At 61.4% G+C, this 15934-nt stretch carries 16 protein-coding genes; 9 read left to right on the top strand and 7 right to left on the bottom strand.

The annotated features are described in order from the left end of the window. Positions 1 to 12 precede the first annotated feature (12 nt). Positions 13 to 834 carry an SDR family NAD(P)-dependent oxidoreductase gene (locus AC1RTB_RS24475; protein WP_492881771.1) on the bottom strand — a complete coding sequence of 274 codons (822 nt, stop codon included), beginning with the start codon at positions 832 to 834 and terminating at the stop codon, positions 13 to 15. Positions 835 to 1027: 193 nt separating this feature from the next. On the opposite strand from AC1RTB_RS24475, the gene AC1RTB_RS24480 reads away from it, so the two are divergent. The 6 genes from AC1RTB_RS24480 to AC1RTB_RS24505 all read left to right on the top strand — a co-directional run bounded on the left by AC1RTB_RS24480 (position 1028) and on the right by AC1RTB_RS24505 (position 5532). After that, complete coding sequence (locus tag AC1RTB_RS24480) at positions 1028 to 2059, top strand: cysteine synthase A (protein WP_492881772.1); 1032 nt, start codon at positions 1028 to 1030, stop codon at positions 2057 to 2059. Then, the gene (locus tag AC1RTB_RS24485; RefSeq protein WP_492881773.1) at positions 2059 to 2802 is read left to right on the top strand and encodes an alanyl-tRNA editing protein; all 744 of its coding nucleotides are present in this window, start codon (positions 2059 to 2061) and stop codon (positions 2800 to 2802) included. The genes AC1RTB_RS24480 and AC1RTB_RS24485 overlap by 1 nt, the downstream gene beginning before the upstream one ends. A 16-nt stretch (positions 2803 to 2818) precedes the next feature. Next, the gene (gene sseA / locus AC1RTB_RS24490; RefSeq protein ID WP_492881774.1) at positions 2819 to 3670 is read left to right on the top strand and encodes a 3-mercaptopyruvate sulfurtransferase; all 852 of its coding nucleotides are present in this window, start codon (positions 2819 to 2821) and stop codon (positions 3668 to 3670) included. 2 nt (positions 3671 to 3672) lie between these two features. Further along, complete coding sequence (locus AC1RTB_RS24495; RefSeq protein WP_492881814.1) at positions 3673 to 4236, top strand: GNAT family N-acetyltransferase; 564 nt, start codon at positions 3673 to 3675, stop codon at positions 4234 to 4236. Positions 4237 to 4347: 111 nt separating this feature from the next. Continuing rightward, entirely contained in the window at positions 4348 to 4905 is a 558-nt protein-coding gene (locus AC1RTB_RS24500; protein ID WP_492881775.1) for an OmpA family protein, read from the top strand. 153 nt (positions 4906 to 5058) lie between these two features. After that, positions 5059 to 5532, top strand: coding sequence for a DUF1203 domain-containing protein (locus tag AC1RTB_RS24505; protein WP_492881776.1), 474 nt, complete (start codon positions 5059 to 5061; stop codon positions 5530 to 5532). Positions 5533 to 5586: 54 nt separating this feature from the next. Here the strand turns inward: AC1RTB_RS24505 and AC1RTB_RS24510 are convergent, their stop codons facing one another. The 3 genes from AC1RTB_RS24510 to ald form a co-directional block, all read right to left on the bottom strand. Next, the gene (locus tag AC1RTB_RS24510) at positions 5587 to 6540 is read right to left on the bottom strand and encodes an IS110 family RNA-guided transposase (RefSeq protein ID WP_492881777.1); all 954 of its coding nucleotides are present in this window, start codon (positions 6538 to 6540) and stop codon (positions 5587 to 5589) included. Between the two features lie 268 nt (positions 6541 to 6808). Then, a complete protein-coding gene (locus AC1RTB_RS24515) occupies positions 6809 to 8227 on the bottom strand; it encodes an outer membrane protein (RefSeq protein WP_492881778.1) in 1419 nt (472 codons plus the stop codon). 103 nt (positions 8228 to 8330) lie between these two features. Then, positions 8331 to 9446 (bottom strand): alanine dehydrogenase, encoded by a 1116-nt coding sequence (ald, locus tag AC1RTB_RS24520; RefSeq protein WP_492881779.1) that lies wholly within the window; start codon positions 9444 to 9446, stop codon positions 8331 to 8333. A 154-nt stretch (positions 9447 to 9600) separates the two neighbouring features. Between ald and AC1RTB_RS24525 the strand changes: the two genes are divergently transcribed. After that, positions 9601 to 10074, top strand: a complete 474-nt coding sequence (locus AC1RTB_RS24525; RefSeq protein WP_492881780.1) for an Lrp/AsnC family transcriptional regulator — start codon at positions 9601 to 9603, stop codon at positions 10072 to 10074. A gap of 18 nt (positions 10075 to 10092) precedes the next feature. Here AC1RTB_RS24525 and AC1RTB_RS24530 read toward each other — a convergent pair whose 3' ends face one another. Continuing rightward, the gene (locus AC1RTB_RS24530; protein WP_492881781.1) at positions 10093 to 10755 is read right to left on the bottom strand and encodes a 5-formyltetrahydrofolate cyclo-ligase; all 663 of its coding nucleotides are present in this window, start codon (positions 10753 to 10755) and stop codon (positions 10093 to 10095) included. A gap of 239 nt (positions 10756 to 10994) precedes the next feature. Between AC1RTB_RS24530 and AC1RTB_RS24535 the strand changes: the two genes are divergently transcribed. Then, complete coding sequence (locus AC1RTB_RS24535; protein WP_492881782.1) at positions 10995 to 12971, top strand: bifunctional 2',3'-cyclic-nucleotide 2'-phosphodiesterase/3'-nucleotidase; 1977 nt, start codon at positions 10995 to 10997, stop codon at positions 12969 to 12971. Between the two features lie 60 nt (positions 12972 to 13031). On the opposite strand, the gene AC1RTB_RS24540 is transcribed toward AC1RTB_RS24535, so the two are convergent. Both AC1RTB_RS24540 and AC1RTB_RS24545 read right to left on the bottom strand, forming a co-directional pair. Next, complete coding sequence (locus AC1RTB_RS24540; protein ID WP_492881783.1) at positions 13032 to 14012, bottom strand: glycerophosphodiester phosphodiesterase family protein; 981 nt, start codon at positions 14010 to 14012, stop codon at positions 13032 to 13034. Positions 14013 to 14150: 138 nt separating this feature from the next. Continuing rightward, positions 14151 to 15407 carry a class I SAM-dependent methyltransferase gene (locus AC1RTB_RS24545; protein ID WP_492881784.1) on the bottom strand — a complete coding sequence of 419 codons (1257 nt, stop codon included), beginning with the start codon at positions 15405 to 15407 and terminating at the stop codon, positions 14151 to 14153. Between the two features lie 373 nt (positions 15408 to 15780). Here AC1RTB_RS24545 and AC1RTB_RS24550 point away from each other — a divergent pair, with 373 nt between their 5' ends. After that, a complete protein-coding gene (locus AC1RTB_RS24550; protein WP_492943847.1) occupies positions 15781 to 15909 on the top strand; it encodes a hypothetical protein in 129 nt (42 codons plus the stop codon). Positions 15910 to 15934 lie beyond the last annotated feature (25 nt).

Raw genomic sequence — 15934 nt, forward strand, 5'->3', positions numbered from 1 at the left:
CTGGCCCGAGGGTCAGTCGAAGCTTGAGCGCCTGAGATAGATCAGGGGTTCGGCCTTCCATCGCGTGGCCAAACGCAATGCTTTTTCGCGCAGCGGGCGCGGCAGCAGGAACAGCAGTTTCATGGCCCAAGTCAGGCGGCGCGGGAAGGTGACCTCAAAACCGCTTTTGCGTATCGCCTTGCAGATGCGTGCCGCCGCGACCTCGACCGGCATCATCGCAGGCATGCAGAACGCGCTTTTCTCGGTCAGCGGCGTGTCGATGAAGCCGGGGTTCATCACCTGGGTGCGGATGTTCATCTTGTCGAAGTCGAACTTCAGCGCTTCGGCCATGATGTTGACCGCTGCCTTGGTGGCGCCATAGGCAGCAGTCGTTGGCCAGCCGAAATAGCTGCTGATCGAGCCCATGAACACGACATGGCCACGGCCGCGATTGCGCATGCGCTCGATGACGGGCACCAGTCCGTTGATGACGCCGAAGACGTTGACTTCAAAGCTCTGGCGGAAGGCGCCGATGCGCAGGTTCTCGCCCGTCACCGGCACGTAGGCACCGGCATTGAAGATGGCGAGCACGATGGGGCCGGCCTGTGCCTCGATGGCAGCGACAGCAGCCGTCATGCCTGCTTCGTCGGTGACATCGGAAGGGAACGACAGTACGCGCCCCTTCAAGTCCTTGGTCTCTTCAATCAGCGAGTCGATCGGATCGTCTGGGCGGACGGTGACGGCGACGGTGTAGCCCTCGCGCGCCAGCATGCGGGCCACGCTGCGGCCGATACCGGTACTGCCGCCTGTAATCCACGCGACCCCATGTTCTGGGTCGGCCCGGTATGTGCTCACGTCAAACCCCTCAGCGGTGCTTTCTCATGTAGCTCTAGCGATGCCCCATTCATATGGAAAGGCTGTTTTAGGAAGAGCCGCGTGGAGGCTTGTGCGCGTTGACGCCCGGATGCGACTGGTCCAGAGAATTTCATCCCTTGAAAGCGCCGCCTCACATTTCTAGGGTTCTCAGGCGAATTAGGAAGGAATCTTCATGCGCTCGGTGATCGATGCCATCGGCAACACGCCTCTCATCCGGCTCAAGCGGGCTTCGGAGGAAACCGGCTGCGAGATACTCGGCAAGGCCGAGTTCATGAACCCCGGCCAGTCGGTCAAGGATCGTGCCGGCCTGTTCATCATCCGCGACGCTGAAAAGCGTGGCCTGCTCCGGCCAGGCGGCGTCATCGTCGAAGGCACGGCCGGCAACACCGGCATCGGCCTGACCGTGGTCGCGAAGGCGCTCGGCTATCGCACGGTGATCGTCATTCCCGACACCCAGAGCCAGGAAAAGAAAGACGCGCTCAGGCTATTAGGCGCCGAACTGATCGAGGTTCCGGCCGTCCCTTACAAGAACCCGAACAATTATGTGAAGGTTTCCGGCCGTCTCGCCGAGCAATTGGCCAAGTCCGAACCGAACGGTGCCATCTGGGCCAACCAGTTCGACAACATCGCCAACCGCGACGGCCACATCCGCACCACGGCTGAAGAGATTTGGCAGCAGACCAGCGGCAAGGTTGACGGTTTCGTGTCGGCGGTCGGTACCGGCGGGACATTGGCCGGCGTGGCGATGGGGCTGAAGGCGAAGAGCGGCGCCGTCAAGATCGCGCTTGCCGATCCCTTGGGTGCTGCACTCTACAGCTACTACACCACAGGCGAGCTCAAAGCCGAGGGCAGCTCGATCACCGAAGGCATCGGCCAGGGCCGCATCACCGCCAATCTGGATGGTTTCACGCCTGACTTTTCCTACCAGATTCCGGACGAGGAGGCGCTGCCGATCGTCTTCGGGCTGATCCAGGAAGAGGGCATCTGCGTCGGCGGCTCGACGGGCATCAACATTGCCGGCGCGATACGGCTCGCGCGCCAGCTTGGCCCCGGCCACACCATCGTGACTGTGCTTGCCGATTTTGGCACGCGCTATCAGTCCAAGCTGTTCAATCCGGAGTTCCTGCGCGGCAAGAGCCTGCCTGTGCCCGATTGGATGGAGCGCGAGCCCAGGATTTCGGTTCCGTTCGAGCAGGTGGCGTGATGGCGTTTTCCACCGAGGCGGTTTTTCGCGATGATTCTTATCTGCGCGAGACGGAGGCCAATGTCGTTGGGGTCAACGAGCGTGGCGGCATCATCCTTGACCGGACGATCTTTTATGCGACGTCGGGCGGACAGCCCGGCGATACCGGCGCCTTGATGCGCGATGATGGCAGCCGCATCGCCGTTGCCGCCACAATCACCGGCGAGAGCAAGGACGAGATCATCCATGTGCCGGCGCTGGATCAGGCAATGCCTGAAATCGGCGAGCGGCTGAAGCTTGCGATCGACTGGCCGCGCCGGCATCTTTTGATGCGCATGCATGCTGCCTGCCATCTGCTGACCGTCGTCTGCCCATACCCGATCACCGGGGCTTCGGTCAGCGAGGACGATTCGCGCGTTGATTTCGATCTGCCTGATGCTGGCTTCACCAAGGAGGATGTGACAGCACAGCTGATGGAACTCGTCCGCGCCAACCATCCGATCTACACGCGCTGGATTTCCGACGACGAGCTCGCCGCAAATCCGACCCTGGTGAAGTCGAAGAACGTGCGTCCGCCTTCAGGCACCGGCAAGATCAGGCTGGTCTGCATCGGTGACAATGGCTCGGTCGACAGCCAGCCCTGCGGCGGAACCCATGTCGCCGGCACGGCCGAAATCGGCGAGATCCATATCGGCAAGATCGAAAAGAAGGGGCGCGAGAACCGCCGCTTCCGCATCCGCTTCGGCGCGATGCCCGCTAATTGAACCCGGAGAAATTGCCATGAGCGAGAAAAGCGCCTTCGTCATCGATGCGGATTGGCTGGAAAAGCGGCTGGGCACGCCCGGGCTGTCGATTGTCGACGCCTCCTGGTACATGCCCGCACTCAAGCGCGACGCACGCGCCGAGTACGATGCTGCCCACATTCCCGGTGCGGTGTTCTTCGACCAGGACCAGGTCGTCGATCCGGATTCGACTTTGCCGCACACCTTGCCGTCACCTTCTTTGTTCGCGCGCTTTGCCGGTTCGATGGGGATTTCGGCCGACGACACCATCGTGATCTATGACGGGCCAGGTTTCTCGTCGGCACCCCGCGTGTGGTGGATGTTCCGCATCATGGGCGTGTTCCAGGTCTACATACTCGATGGCGGCTTCGACCGCTGGAAGGCTGCCGGCCGGCCGGTGACCTCTGAGCCGACCAAGACCGCCGCCAACGTGTTCCATGTCGACTACGATGCCTCGAAGGTCGTTTCGCTCGCCGAGATGCGGAAGGTCGTCGACACCGGTAGCGCGCAGATCGCCGACGCGCGTTCCGCCGGGCGTTTCGAGGGCACCGATCCGGAACCGCGCGCAGGCTTGCGTTCGGGCCACATGCCCGGCGCCCGCAACGTGCCCTCTGGAACGCTGTCTGAGAACGGCGAGCTGTTGCCGCTCGATCGTCTGAAAGCGACGATCGAGGCGGCTGGGATCGACATGTCTAAGCCCGTCGTCACGTCGTGCGGCTCAGGCGTGACCGCCGCCGTCATCGCCCTTGCCTTGCAATCGCTCGGCCATGGCGACGTCAGGCTCTATGACGGCTCGTGGACGGAATGGGGCGGCTTGTCCGACACCCCGGTGGTGACGGGGAAAGCATGAATATGGTCGCGGATCGCAGCAAAGATATCGAGGTTACGGTCACCTTTCTGGAGATGCACGCACCGCCGGCCTACACGCCGCCGCTGCCGGTCAATCGCCAGATAGCGCTGCTCAAGACCCGCGACATTCCGCTGCATTATTATCGCTATCTCGCCGACCGTGTCGGCCGCAAATGGCATTGGGTCAACATCCTCAGGCTCGACGATGAGGAACTCGCCGCTGGCCTGCACCGCGAAGACCGCGACATCAGGGTGCTTTATCTCGATGGGGCGCCGGCCGGGTTCATGGACATCAAGCCGCATCTGCCAGATGAGGTCGAACTCGCCTATTTCGGCATGATGGATCATGCCATGGGGCAGGGGATCGGGCGCTGGTTCCTCGGCGCGGCGATCGCCGCCGCATGGTCCTACCAGCCGCACAAGGTGACGGTGCAGACCTGCACGCTCGACCATCCGGCGGCCTTGCCGCTCTATCAGAAGATGGGCTTCTCGCCTGTGGCGCAGAAGATGGAGACGGTGCGGACGATGACCTTCGCCGAGCGCTCGGCAAGCGTGATGCGACCTTGATCACACACAACCCGAGCTGAACCGCCCGTTCATCGCTTCTTCAGCTTGGGTCTGGCATTTTCCGCTGCATCACGTCCGACCGGAAGGTCGAAATATGCAAGGAGAATGAAGATGTTGAACCGCCGTATGCTTGCCGCCGCGCTGATCGCCGTGCTTGCCGCACCGTCTTACGCAGCAGCGCAAGCGACGACGCCTTCGGCGTCGCAGATCGAGCGCCAGCTCCAGGCCGCGCCGACAACGAGGCTCCAGCCTAACCAGCGCGTCACCGTGCGCGAATTCAAGCGCCGGCCCGACCTGCGCCGCATGGCGCCGTCCATCGACATCCAGTCGATCAACTTCGCCTTCGGCTCGGCCGAGGTGCCTTATTCGCAATATGGCAAGGTGGAAAACATCGCCAACGCGCTGGACCGCATCCTGCGCCGCGATCCCGGCGCGCGGGTGCTGATCGAGGGCCATACCGACGCGGTCGGGTCGTTCTCTGCCAATCAGGCGCTGTCGGAGCGTCGCGCGGCGTCGCTCAAGCAGACGCTGGTGCGCCAGTTCAACATTCCGCGCTATGCGCTGGAGACTGTCGGCTATGGCGAAGAGTTCCTGCTCGTGCCGACCCAGAACGAGAACTGGCGCAATCGCCGCGTGACGCTGCGCCGCTACGACGCCTTCATCCGGTGAGAGTCTAATCGCTTCGATATCTATGCAGCCCGGTTTGCGAGAGCCGGGCTTTTTTCTGCCCGTTCGGCGAGAAATTGCCGATGTTGGAAATCGGGTGGGCGGGCGCGTGTGCTCGCCATAGTTTGCGGCAATCGATCAACCAGGATTGCCGCTATGACCATTCGTTTTCTGGCACTTCCCACCGATACCGTGCGGGCCCTTCAGCGTGGCGCCCCGGACGCCTACGGCATGACACCCGAGCGCAAGATCTCGGACGGCGTTGGCGTGCCGTGCCGCCATTGCCTGACCAATGTCGCAGCAGGCGAGCCTTACCTCGTGCTCGCCTATCGTCCGTTCCCGGAACTCCAGCCTTATGCCGAAACCGGGCCGATCTTCCTGCATGCCGAACAATGTGCGCGCGCTGAGGAGACCGGCGATCTGCCGGAACTCTTCAGCAGGACAAAGGACTATATCCTGCGCGGCTACAGTGCGGACGACCGCATTGTCTACGGCACTGGTGCGGTGACGCTGACGCCGGAGATTGTTGGCTGGGCTGCGATGCTGCTCAAGCGGCCGGATGTGGCCTACGTGCACATGCGTTCGGCAAAGAACAATTGCTACCAGTGCCGGATCGAACGGGACGAGTAACTGGGCGCAAGCCGTTGGGAAACCGGCTGGGATACCAACGAAAAAGCAACGGTGTTAGGCGTCAAGCGCTGTTGCTCTATGATCGCGCATTCTTGCGTTGAGAATGACGATCATCTTGCGCATGACGGCGACGAGGGCGACCTTTCCCGGCTTTCCCTTTGCCTTGAGCCGTTGGAAGAGCGCCTTCATGTCCGGATCGAAGCGGATTGCCGGCAGGGCTGCGATATAGAGGGCGTCTCGCACGGGCTTTCGCCCCCCGGCGATCATCCTCTTGCCGCGCATCAGGCCGCTGTCGCGGTTGAGCGGCGCGACGCCGACCAGCTTGGCGATCTGTCCCTTGTCCATCAGCCCCAGTTCCGGCAGGCCGGCCATCAGGAAACAGGCCGTTTTCATGCCGACGCCCTTGAGGGACATCAGCACCTCGGCCCTGCTGTTGAGGTCTGCATCCGCCTTGAGGCAGGCCGTCATCGCATCGACGACCGACTGGCGCTGCGCCAGCAGGAAATGCAGGCTCTCCTCGATCCATGCCCGCGCCCTGTCATCGGCCTGACGTGTCAACTTCTCACGGCGGTTCTTCTCCTGCACGATCATGTGCGACAGTTGCCTGTAGCGCGACACCAGATCGACCAGCGCCGCCTGTTCTGGCGAAGATGGCGCCAGAACCTTTGTTTGCATGCGCCGGCCGTAGTCGGCCAGCACGAAGGCGTCGATCCTGTCGGTCTTGGAGAGCTGGCCGCAGGCGCGAGCAAACTGCCTGACCTGCTTGGCATTCACCTTGGCGACAGGCAGTTGCGCGGCCAGCAGTGCGTCCACCACGCCGCGCTCATCGCCGCCGGTCGGCTCCAGGACGAGGCGCTCGATCCCTACGAGATCGGCCATGAGAGCAATGAAGTCGGCAATGCCAGCTGCCGTATTGGCAAAGGTCGCCACCTGTCGTTCCGGCAGGATGCAGATGTCAAAAGACGATTTCGATATGTCGATGCCGACAAAACGGCTAGTATAGGTCACGAGGCAAGTCCCCCTTATACGCGAGCGCGAAGCTCTCTCAACGGTTCGACAAAACCTCGAAATGCGCAAAGGGTTCTGCTTTTTTACGAACGAAAGTTCAGGCCCGCGAGGACCAACCGCTTTGCGCAGCGTCAGCAAGGTGTTGCAATCACCCCAATGACAAACGAGGCTGGAGCATCATAACCGATGCTCCAGCCTCGCAATGTATAAGCCCGTCGCATCGCTGCGACGGGCTTTGGCATTTTGCCTGAAACGGTTTTAGTTGAATTTAGTTGAACTTGTACTTCGCGCCTACACGTACAGTATGAAACGCGGGCACAGTCTCCCAGAAACCACCGCTGTCATAGTCCTGGCCCTCATACTGCGAATAGCGGTATTCGAGATTGACTGCCACGTTGTTGGTCACAGCCGTTTCGAGGCCGCCGCCAACCGAGAAGCCGCCAACACTCCAATCCCTGCGGTCGGACATATCGGCAAACGTGATCTCTTCCTCGACATGCTGCCAGCTATAGCCGCCGAGCACATAGGCGAGGGTCGACTCGTTGAGCTTTGCGCCAACACGGGCCAGAACATCGAAGCCGTAGTCGGCCTTGGCTTCGTATCTTGCGCCGCCGAACGCCAGATCGTCGGCCAGTTGGGTCGTCATGCCGGAATAACGGCCGTCGATCTGCAGACCGGCAACCCAGATACCATTGAACTCGTGGTCATAGCCCACGCTCAATTCGCCGAAGGCGCCGTCGCCACCGAAGCCGTCGAGGGTTGCCATTCCGCCACCCAGATTGATTTCGTCGGTGATCGCGCCCGCGCCGAGCGCGCCGCCGACGTAAAAGCCCGTCCAGCTGTAGGCCGGCGCGGCAATCGACGCACCAGTGCCGTTCTGGCCACCGAAGCGGTAATTCGCGCCGACGTGGAACGTATGCGTTGACGGCTCGATGTTGAGGAGAGCCCCTCCAAGGTCGGCTACCGTGTCATTGCCATAGTTGGCGTAACGATACTCGCTCTTGACGGTCCAGTTGCCGCTGACCGCTGTTTCCATGCCCAGGCCAAGCACGTAGCCGCTACGGTCGTCTTCAAACTTGATCGGTGTGCCGACCAATGTTCCGTCGAGCTTGAAATGCTGCCACGTGTAGCCGCCGAGCACGTAGCCCAGCGTATTGGAGGTCAGCAAATAGCCAGCGCGTGCAGCGACATCAAAACCGTAATTGTTGTCGAGCGAGGCGTCCAATGCGCCATCCGACGATTCTAGCGAAAGTCCAATGTTGCCAAAACGACCATCAACCAAGGCGCCCAGCAGGAAGCGTTCCGATACCATGTAGTCGTAGCCGGCCGTCACTTCTCCAAAGAAGCCGCCGCCGCCGAGATCCGGCATGCCGATTCTTTCGGGGCCGTTGGGATTGGCGATCTCAAGGCCGTGCTTGACTGCACCGACGCCACCGCCGAAGCCTACATAGATGCCGCTCCAGTTGAAACCGGAAGCGACCGGCACTTCCGTTGCTACTGCGTCCGCTGCATATGATGCCGAAGAGATCGCAAGCATCGACGCCGCGCCCAGCAAAAGCGCCGCAAAAGTCTTACCAAATTTCATAATTACTGCCCCACTACCAATGCGGCCTGTTTGGCATGTCTGGGTAAACTGCGATGCAGCTAAAATGTCACACTCATGCTGGAACTGATGAGCCGGCTTCACTCAGGGTTCTGTCAACGGGTGCTGGAAATCTGCTGAACTGCCGACGACTTAAGGAGAAGCCCGCCGCATCGCTGAGGCGGGCTCCTTCCTTGATACAGAAAGCTCAAGCCGCCAGCGCGGACTTGGCTTCTGTCATCTCATAACCAAGGGCCTCAGCGACGGCGCGATTGGTGATGCGGCCGCGATGCACGTTGAGCCCGTTGCGCAGATGTGGCTCGTCGGCGAGCGCCTTGAGGCCCCGGTCGGCCAGCGCCAGACCGTAATGCAGCGTGGCGTTGTTGAGCGCATGGGCCGAAGTCACCGGCACGGCACCTGGCATATTGGCGACGCAATAGTGGATGATGCCGTCGACTTCGTAGGTCGGGTCGGCATGGGTCGTCGCATGCGAGGTCTCGAAACAGCCGCCCTGGTCGATGGCGACATCGACAAGCACCGCACCTTTCTTCATGCCCGACAGCATTTCGCGGCTGACCAGCTTGGGTGCGGCCGCACCTGGAATGAGCACGGCACCGATGATGAGGTCGGCTGAGAAGCACTCTTCCTCAAGTGCCTCAACCGTCGAGTAGCGTGTGTGCACGCGTCCGGCGAAAAGGTCGTCGAGCTGGCGCAGGCGCGGGATCGAGCGGTCGATGATGGATACATCGGCGCCGAGGCCGGCTGCCATCCGTGCAGCATGCAGGCCAACGACACCGCCGCCGATGACCGCGACCTTGCCCGGCAGCACGCCCGCCACGCCGCCAAGCAGCACGCCACGGCCGCCATAGGCCTTCTGCAACGCCGTGGCGCCCGCCTGGATTGCCAGCCGGCCGGCCACTTCCGACATCGGAGCCAGCAGAGGCAGGCCACCGCGCTCGTCGGTCACGGTTTCATAAGCGACAGCGGTCACACCCGAGGCAAGCAGCCCCTTGGTCTGCTCCGGATCAGGGGCGAGATGCAGGTAGGTGTAGAGGATCTGGCCTTCGCGCAACTGCGCCCATTCATTGGGCTGCGGCTCCTTGACCTTGACGATCATGTCGGAGCGGGTGAACACCTCTTCGGCGGTCTTGGCGATCTGGGCGCCCGCCGCGCGATAGGCGTTGTCATCGGCACCGATCCCGGCACCGGCACCGGTCTCGACAAGCACGTCATGGCCGTGGGCGACATATTCGCGAACCGAGCCGGGCGTCAGCCCGACGCGGTATTCATGATTCTTGATTTCCTTGGGGCAACCTACACGCATTTTCCTGCTCCTCCGCAGCCATTTCGGCCTTCTTCCCTAATGACGAAGTCAATCACGAATCGTTCCGAATATGTTTGCGAAAAAGGTTGCGCTACCTCAGGTTGATCGATAATTTTTGCGTGCATCCTCTGTATTGTCGAAGGAAATTCGAAGAATGCCGTTGGACAGGATCGATATCGCTATTCTGGACGCGCTTCAGAAGGATGGGCGGATGCCCAACGCGGCGCTGGCCGAAAAGATCGGGCTGTCGCAATCGGCCTGTTCACGTCGCCTCGACAATCTCGAAAAGTCGGGCATCATCAGCGGCTATCACGCCAGGCTTTCGAACGCTGCACTCGGTCACCAGATGACGGTGATCGTGCATATCTCGCTGTCGGGGCAGTTCGAAAAGACGCTTTCGGATTTCGAGGTCGCGGTGAAGCGCTGCCCCAACATCCTGTCTTGCCATCTCATGTCGGGTGAGTACGACTATATCCTGCGCATCGCCGCGCGCGACCTGCCCGACTACGAGCGTATCCACAAGGAATGGCTCTCGGCGATGCCGCACGTCACCAAGATCAACTCCTCATTCGCCCTGCGCGAGATTGTCGATCGCACGGTCATGGGGATACGGCCGGATCTGCTCTGACTGCCCGAAGGCGCGGCTTCAGCGGATGATGCCTGCCTCGGTAACGATTTTGTCCATTGGAATGTCGTGCGGCTGCGGAAAGATCGTCGGAATACGCGCGATCTCGTAGCCTATGCCGATGACCAGGGCCTTTTTCGGCAGCGCGGCAAGGGTTCGGTCGAAGAAACCACCGCCATAGCCGAGCCTGTAGCCGGTAGCGTCGAAGCCAACGAGCGGGGCGATGACGATATCCGGGATCACTTCGGGGCCGGCGACCGGGACTGGTATGTTCCACACGCCTCGTTCGAGCTTGTCGCCTGGTGCGTAGGCGCGGAAGATCAGTGGTCGTCCCAGTTCGATCGCGATAGGCAGCGCCGACTTGCCGTCTCGCGCGTTGACCGATGCCAGCCATGGCCGCACGTCCGGCTCGCCGCGGAACGGCCAGTACAGACTGACCATCTTGCCCGCCACATCGCCGATGGCCTGGTCGAGCCCTTGCGCGATCAGGCCGGCCATGGCGGTGCGTGCGTCGGCGGGGATGGCGAGGCGGGCTTCGATCAGCCTTGCGCGCTCGGCCTTGCGCCAGCGCCTGACTTCCGGCCATTCCGGCGCGGGTGCCGCGCGGAATTCCGGATCAAGCTCATGCATGAAACACGGCGGCGAGGCGTATTGCGCGGGTTCTTCGTCGTCGAGATCGCCCATGTCGCACCTTTTTTGAGGTTTCGAGCACCGTCAAGTCTAGTCCTGCATGCTGGCTGCCTGTGGTCAACGGGCGACATCGCGCTGGCCGAACAGGTCGCAAAGCGCCTGGACCAATTCTTTGCCCACAGGCTGTCGCGCGGCTGTCATGCGAGTCGGCTGGACTCGCGCGGATTTTGGCGCGACATTTGATCTTTGGGACGCCGGCTAAATACTGTCAGTTCATTTCCTGGAGAATGAAAATGTCCAACATGGTTCACCCTATGTCTCGTCGTTCCTTTCTTGCCGGATCGGCCGCGGCGAGTGCGCTTGTGATGCTGCACCCGTTTTCGGCGCGCGCCCAGGCCAATCAGGCCCATCTGCGCATCATGGAAACCACCGACCTGCACGTGCACGTCTTTCCCTATGATTATTACGCCGACAAGCCGAACGACACGATGGGTGTTGCCCGCACAGCCTCGATCATCGACGCCATCCGCACTGAAGCTACCAACTCGATCCTGGTCGACAATGGCGACTTCCTGCAGGGCAACCCGATGGGCGACTACATGGCCTATCAGCGCGGCATGAAGGACGGCGACGTCCACCCGATCATCAAGGCGATGAACACGCTGGGCTATGATTGCTCGACGCTCGGCAACCACGAGTTCAATTACGGGCTCGACTACATGTTCAAGGTGCTCAACGGCGCCAATTTCCCGGTCGTCTGCTCCAATTTGACCAAGGGCGGACTGGCCGCCGACGCGACCAAGGACGAGCTGTTTCTCAAGCCTTACGTGATCCTCGACAGACAAGTGAAGGATGGCTCGGGTGCCGAACATCCGATCCGCATCGGTCTGATCGGTTTCGTGCCGCCGCAGGTGATGACCTGGGATTCCAGGCACCTGCATGGCAAGGCGATGACCCGCGACATCGTCAAGGCAGCTCAAGCCTGGGTGCCGCAGATCAGGGAACAGGGCGCCGATATCGTCATTGCGCTCTCGCATTCCGGCATGGGCACGCCGCAAGCTGCGGAAAACCTTGAAAACGCCTCCATTCTGCTTGCCGGGGTCGATGGCATCGACGCGATCGTCACCGGCCACAGCCATCTCGACTTCCCCGGGCCGAAATTCGACAAGGTCGACGGTGTCGACAACGCGAAGGGCACGATCAACGGCAAGCCGGGCGTGATGGGAGGCTTCTGGGGCTCGCATCTCGGCCTGATCGACCTGCTGCTCGAGCGCGACGGCAATGCCTGGAAGGTCATCAGCTCGACCAGCGAGGCGCGTCCGATCTCCAAGCGCGTCGACAAGAAGGTGGTGCCGACTGTCGAGAGCAAGCCCGAGGTCGAGGCGGCCGCCAAGGAGGAGCACGAGGCGACGCTCGCTTATGTCCGCACTCCGGTCGGCAAGACCTCGGCGCCGCTCTACTCCTATTTCGCGCTCGTTGCCGACGATCCGTCGGTGCAGATCGTGAGCCAGGCGCAGATCTGGTACATCAAGGACATGCTCAAGGACACGGAGTACAAGGATCTGCCTGTGCTTTCGGCTGCGGCTCCCTTCAAGTCGGGTGGGCGCGGCGGTCCGGATTACTACACCGACGTTCCGGCGGGTGCCGTGGCGATCAAGAACGTCGCCGATCTTTATCTCTACCCCAATACGGTGCAGGCGGTGGCGATCACTGGCGCGCAGGTCAAGGAATGGCTGGAGATGTCGGCCGGCATCTTCAACAAGGTCGAGCCCGGCAAGGCCGACCAGGCGCTGATCAATCTCGATTTCCCGTCCTACAATTTCGACGTCATCGACGGGGTGACCTACAAGATCGATCTGGCGCAACCGCCGAAATACGACCCCAAGGGCGCCGTGCTGAACGCGAGCTCGAACCGCATCGTCGACCTGATGTTCGAGGGCAAGCCAATCGATCCGGCGGCGAAGTTCGTCGTTGCAACGAACAATTACCGGGCTGGTGGCGGTGGCAACTTCCCCGAGATCAACGCCTCCAAGCTGGTGTTCGAAGCACCCGATACAAACCGCGACGTGATCGTGCGCTACATTGTCGATCAGGGCACGATCAACCCGACCGCCGATGCCAACTGGTCGTTTGCCCCGGTTGAGGGCGCATCGGTGATCTTCGAGACCGGTCCAAAGGCCAAGGATCACATAGCAGAGGTCAAGGCGGTCAAGATCGAGCCGGCGGGCGATGGCGCCGAGGGTTTTGCGAAATACCGCATCACACTTTGAGCTTTCAACGAGGCACGAGGGCGGCTGGAGCGATCCTGCCGCCCTTTCTTTTGGCTCAAGTCAGTGGAGGCGACGCTCAATCGCCGGCGCAACCAGATCGAGCGCGTCGGTGGATATGCCGCCGGAATAGCCTGCAGGCAGCGCATCGATGACCGCAGGATCGTCGATGCCATCGGAAAAGCCGCCGCCATTGTAGGGTCCGAGGAGAAAGACATTGGTTCCCACGGCATCCATCCGGTCGAGGAAGCGGTTCGGCCAGCCCCAAAGCCAGGGTGCGATGTTGAGCGGGACAAACAACGTGGTGCCGCGACAGTCTTCGGGCACATAGCCGCTCCAGCCCAATCCTTCATATCGCAGCAGGCAGCGCATCAACGATTGCTTGGACTGCGTTCGCATCGCGGGCAGGGCCTTGTTGACCGCTTGCACCGGCTTGTCGCCGCCAACGACAGTGAGGGCTGACAGGCGCTCTGCCGGCAAGGCCGACAGAAAGGCTGCCAGCGATTCGCCTTCCTTGGTGTCGTTGCTCTTGACGTTGATATGGAAGCTTTTGTCGGGAAAGCGTGTCAGAACCTCGTCGAGCGTCGGCATCAGCCCGACGCCCTTGCCGCGGAACGGAAATGTCTTTCCGCCATCGGCGGTATAGCCGTGGCCGACGTCAAGATTCTTGAGCTCCGTCATCGTATGGTCGCGCGTCTCGCCGCTGCCTTCGGTGCGGCAATCCACTGTCCAGTCGTGGAAGACGGCGAACTTGCCGTCGGTGGTGGGGTGCACGTCGAGCTCAAGCACGTCTGCACCCATGACAAAGGCTGCTTCCATGGAGCGGACGGTGTTTTCCAGATAGTCGTGCCTAGGTGGCAGCATCCGCTCGGCTGTACATGTGTCGCCGGTCAGTCCGTTCCGGTCATACTCCTGTGCAAGCCCGCGGTGCGCGCGCAGTACCGGCTCGCCGGCAGGCCGGTTGGAAAGCAGCGACGTGTTGTTGAGATAGATCGCTCCGGCGGCCGCCAGAGTAGAGAGGAGGAAAATGCTGCGCTTGCGCATGTCTTGATCGCTCCGAGGCCTCACCCACGAAGTTATACTGAAGACAGATCGGGCGTTTTCACGACCGAAATACGTCGCCAAATTGTCTTGCGAATGAAACCGCAAGAAAACGTGCTCACTGAAGCAGGCGGATGAAGTTCAGGCCTTGTAGACCACCTGGCGCACGTCGATATATTCGGCGCGGAACCCAGCTTCGCAATAATGGAGGTAAAACTCCCAGAGTTTCTTGAAGCGCTCGTCGAAGCCGAGCGGCACGATGCGTTCCCATGACGACCAGAAACGGCCGCGCCATTCGGCGAGTGTACGGGCATAATCCTGCGGGAAGACACGCTCGCGCAGATAGTCGAGGCCGTGCTCGGCGCCCAGCGACTTGAGCAGTGTCGGCGTCGGCAACATGCCGCCGGGAAAGACGTAGCGCTGGATGAAGTCGGGGCGCTTGCGGTAGAGCGGATAGGCCGCCTCGTTGATGGTGATGATCTGCAGGCCCGCCGTGCCGCCCGAAGGCAGGCACTGTTTCATCTTGGCAAAAAAGGCCGGCCAGTATCGTTCACCCACCGCCTCGAACATCTCGATCGAGGCGATGCGGTCATAGCTGCCGGTCTCGTCGCGATAATCCTGCAGCTTGAATTCGACCTTGTCGGAAAGCCCTGCATTGTAGATGCGCTTTTGGGCGAAATCGAACTGCTCGCGGCTGATTGTCAGCCCCGTCACCTTGCAGCCGATCTCGCGTGCCGCAAACTCGGCGAAACCGCCCCAGCCGCAGCCAATTTCGAGCACATGGTCGTTGGGGCCGATGCCGGTGTCACGCGCCAACGCCCGGTACTTCTCCGTCTGGGCGCCCGCCAGGTCGTTGGCACCCGTTGCGTAGAGCCCCGACGAATAAGTCATGCTCGGGTCGAGCCATTGGCTGTAGAAGGCATTGCCGAGGTCGTAATGGGCGGAAATGTTGCGCTGAGATCCGGTGCGGGTGTTCTCGTTGAGCCAGTGGCGAATGCGCTGGATGGTGGTGAGCAGCCAGTTGGTGCCGCCGGCAACACCTTCCCCCGCCTCGGTGTTGATCACGAACAGTTCGAGGAAGCTGGTGACGTCGGGGCTTTCCCAATCACCGTCGATGTAGGATTCAGCAACCCCGATGGTGCCGCCGCTGAAGGCGCGCGAGGGCAGCTTCCAATTGTGCAGCACGATCTCCGCATCCGGTCCCGGCGCCTTGCCACCGACAAGAATGCTGCGTCCGTCGGGCATCTTCACCTTGAGCGAACCGCGCGGCAGATGAAGTGCTGCCGACAGCGCCATGCGCACGCGCGCCGGCAAGCCCCTGGCAAATTCCGCGACGTTGCCCTCGTGAAGCCTCGTCACGCCATGATTCGTAGAACCGTCCAAATTCCGCTGGGCCATGTCGACGTCCCAAGTTCTTGCCCGGTACGGCGTGTCGGGCCCGTTGCTCCTAGCTTTTGCACCGCTGCCGCGCCTGGCTGAAGATGCGCCGCCGCTGCATCTCCGGTCAGTTTGCGAAGGACTTGGCCTGGGGCTGCCAAGACTTCCGCGTGCTGCGGTGAATTCCAATTGTGATCTTCACCGCCAAAATCACTAACTTCAAGTGACATCTGTCAAACGCTGATATGCCAGACGAAACTTCCAGCCGGGGCGAGATGCGCTGCGAAAGCGAAATGCGAGATTGTTAAATATTGCGGGATACTAATTTACGTCAGCAAGACTGAGGCGAGCCGCGGAGTTTCAGGCTTCCGCAGCCAGTTGGGGAGGGCAGGCGTTGCGCTATGTGGTCGTGATAATGTGCGGAACCTTGTTCCTCATCTGGGACGTTCTCTACAACCATGGCAACGCCATCGGCACGACGGTCCGGGAAACGCACCGCATCGTGCGGATGATTACCGGCTGAAAGTGCTGATGCGCGAATCGCGCCG

The organism is Aminobacter sp. GW821-FHT11F06 (genome assembly GCF_058808215.1).

Coding starts and splice junctions, on each gene's coding strand:
- AC1RTB_RS24485 (WP_492881773.1), top strand. CDS start 2,059: ATGGCGTTTTCCACCGAGGCGGTTTTTCGCGATGATTCTTATCTGCGC.
- AC1RTB_RS24480 (WP_492881772.1), top strand. CDS start 1,028: ATGCGCTCGGTGATCGATGCCATCGGCAACACGCCTCTCATCCGGCTC.
- AC1RTB_RS24505 (WP_492881776.1), top strand. CDS start 5,059: ATGACCATTCGTTTTCTGGCACTTCCCACCGATACCGTGCGGGCCCTT.
- AC1RTB_RS24495 (WP_492881814.1), top strand. CDS start 3,673: ATGGTCGCGGATCGCAGCAAAGATATCGAGGTTACGGTCACCTTTCTG.
- AC1RTB_RS24530 (WP_492881781.1), bottom strand. CDS start 10,755: ATGGGCGATCTCGACGACGAAGAACCCGCGCAATACGCCTCGCCGCCG.
- ald (WP_492881779.1), bottom strand. CDS start 9,446: ATGCGTGTAGGTTGCCCCAAGGAAATCAAGAATCATGAATACCGCGTC.
- AC1RTB_RS24500 (WP_492881775.1), top strand. CDS start 4,348: ATGTTGAACCGCCGTATGCTTGCCGCCGCGCTGATCGCCGTGCTTGCC.
- AC1RTB_RS24535 (WP_492881782.1), top strand. CDS start 10,995: ATGTCCAACATGGTTCACCCTATGTCTCGTCGTTCCTTTCTTGCCGGA.
- AC1RTB_RS24545 (WP_492881784.1), bottom strand. CDS start 15,407: ATGGCCCAGCGGAATTTGGACGGTTCTACGAATCATGGCGTGACGAGG.
- AC1RTB_RS24525 (WP_492881780.1), top strand. CDS start 9,601: ATGCCGTTGGACAGGATCGATATCGCTATTCTGGACGCGCTTCAGAAG.
- AC1RTB_RS24540 (WP_492881783.1), bottom strand. CDS start 14,012: ATGCGCAAGCGCAGCATTTTCCTCCTCTCTACTCTGGCGGCCGCCGGA.
- sseA (WP_492881774.1), top strand. CDS start 2,819: ATGAGCGAGAAAAGCGCCTTCGTCATCGATGCGGATTGGCTGGAAAAG.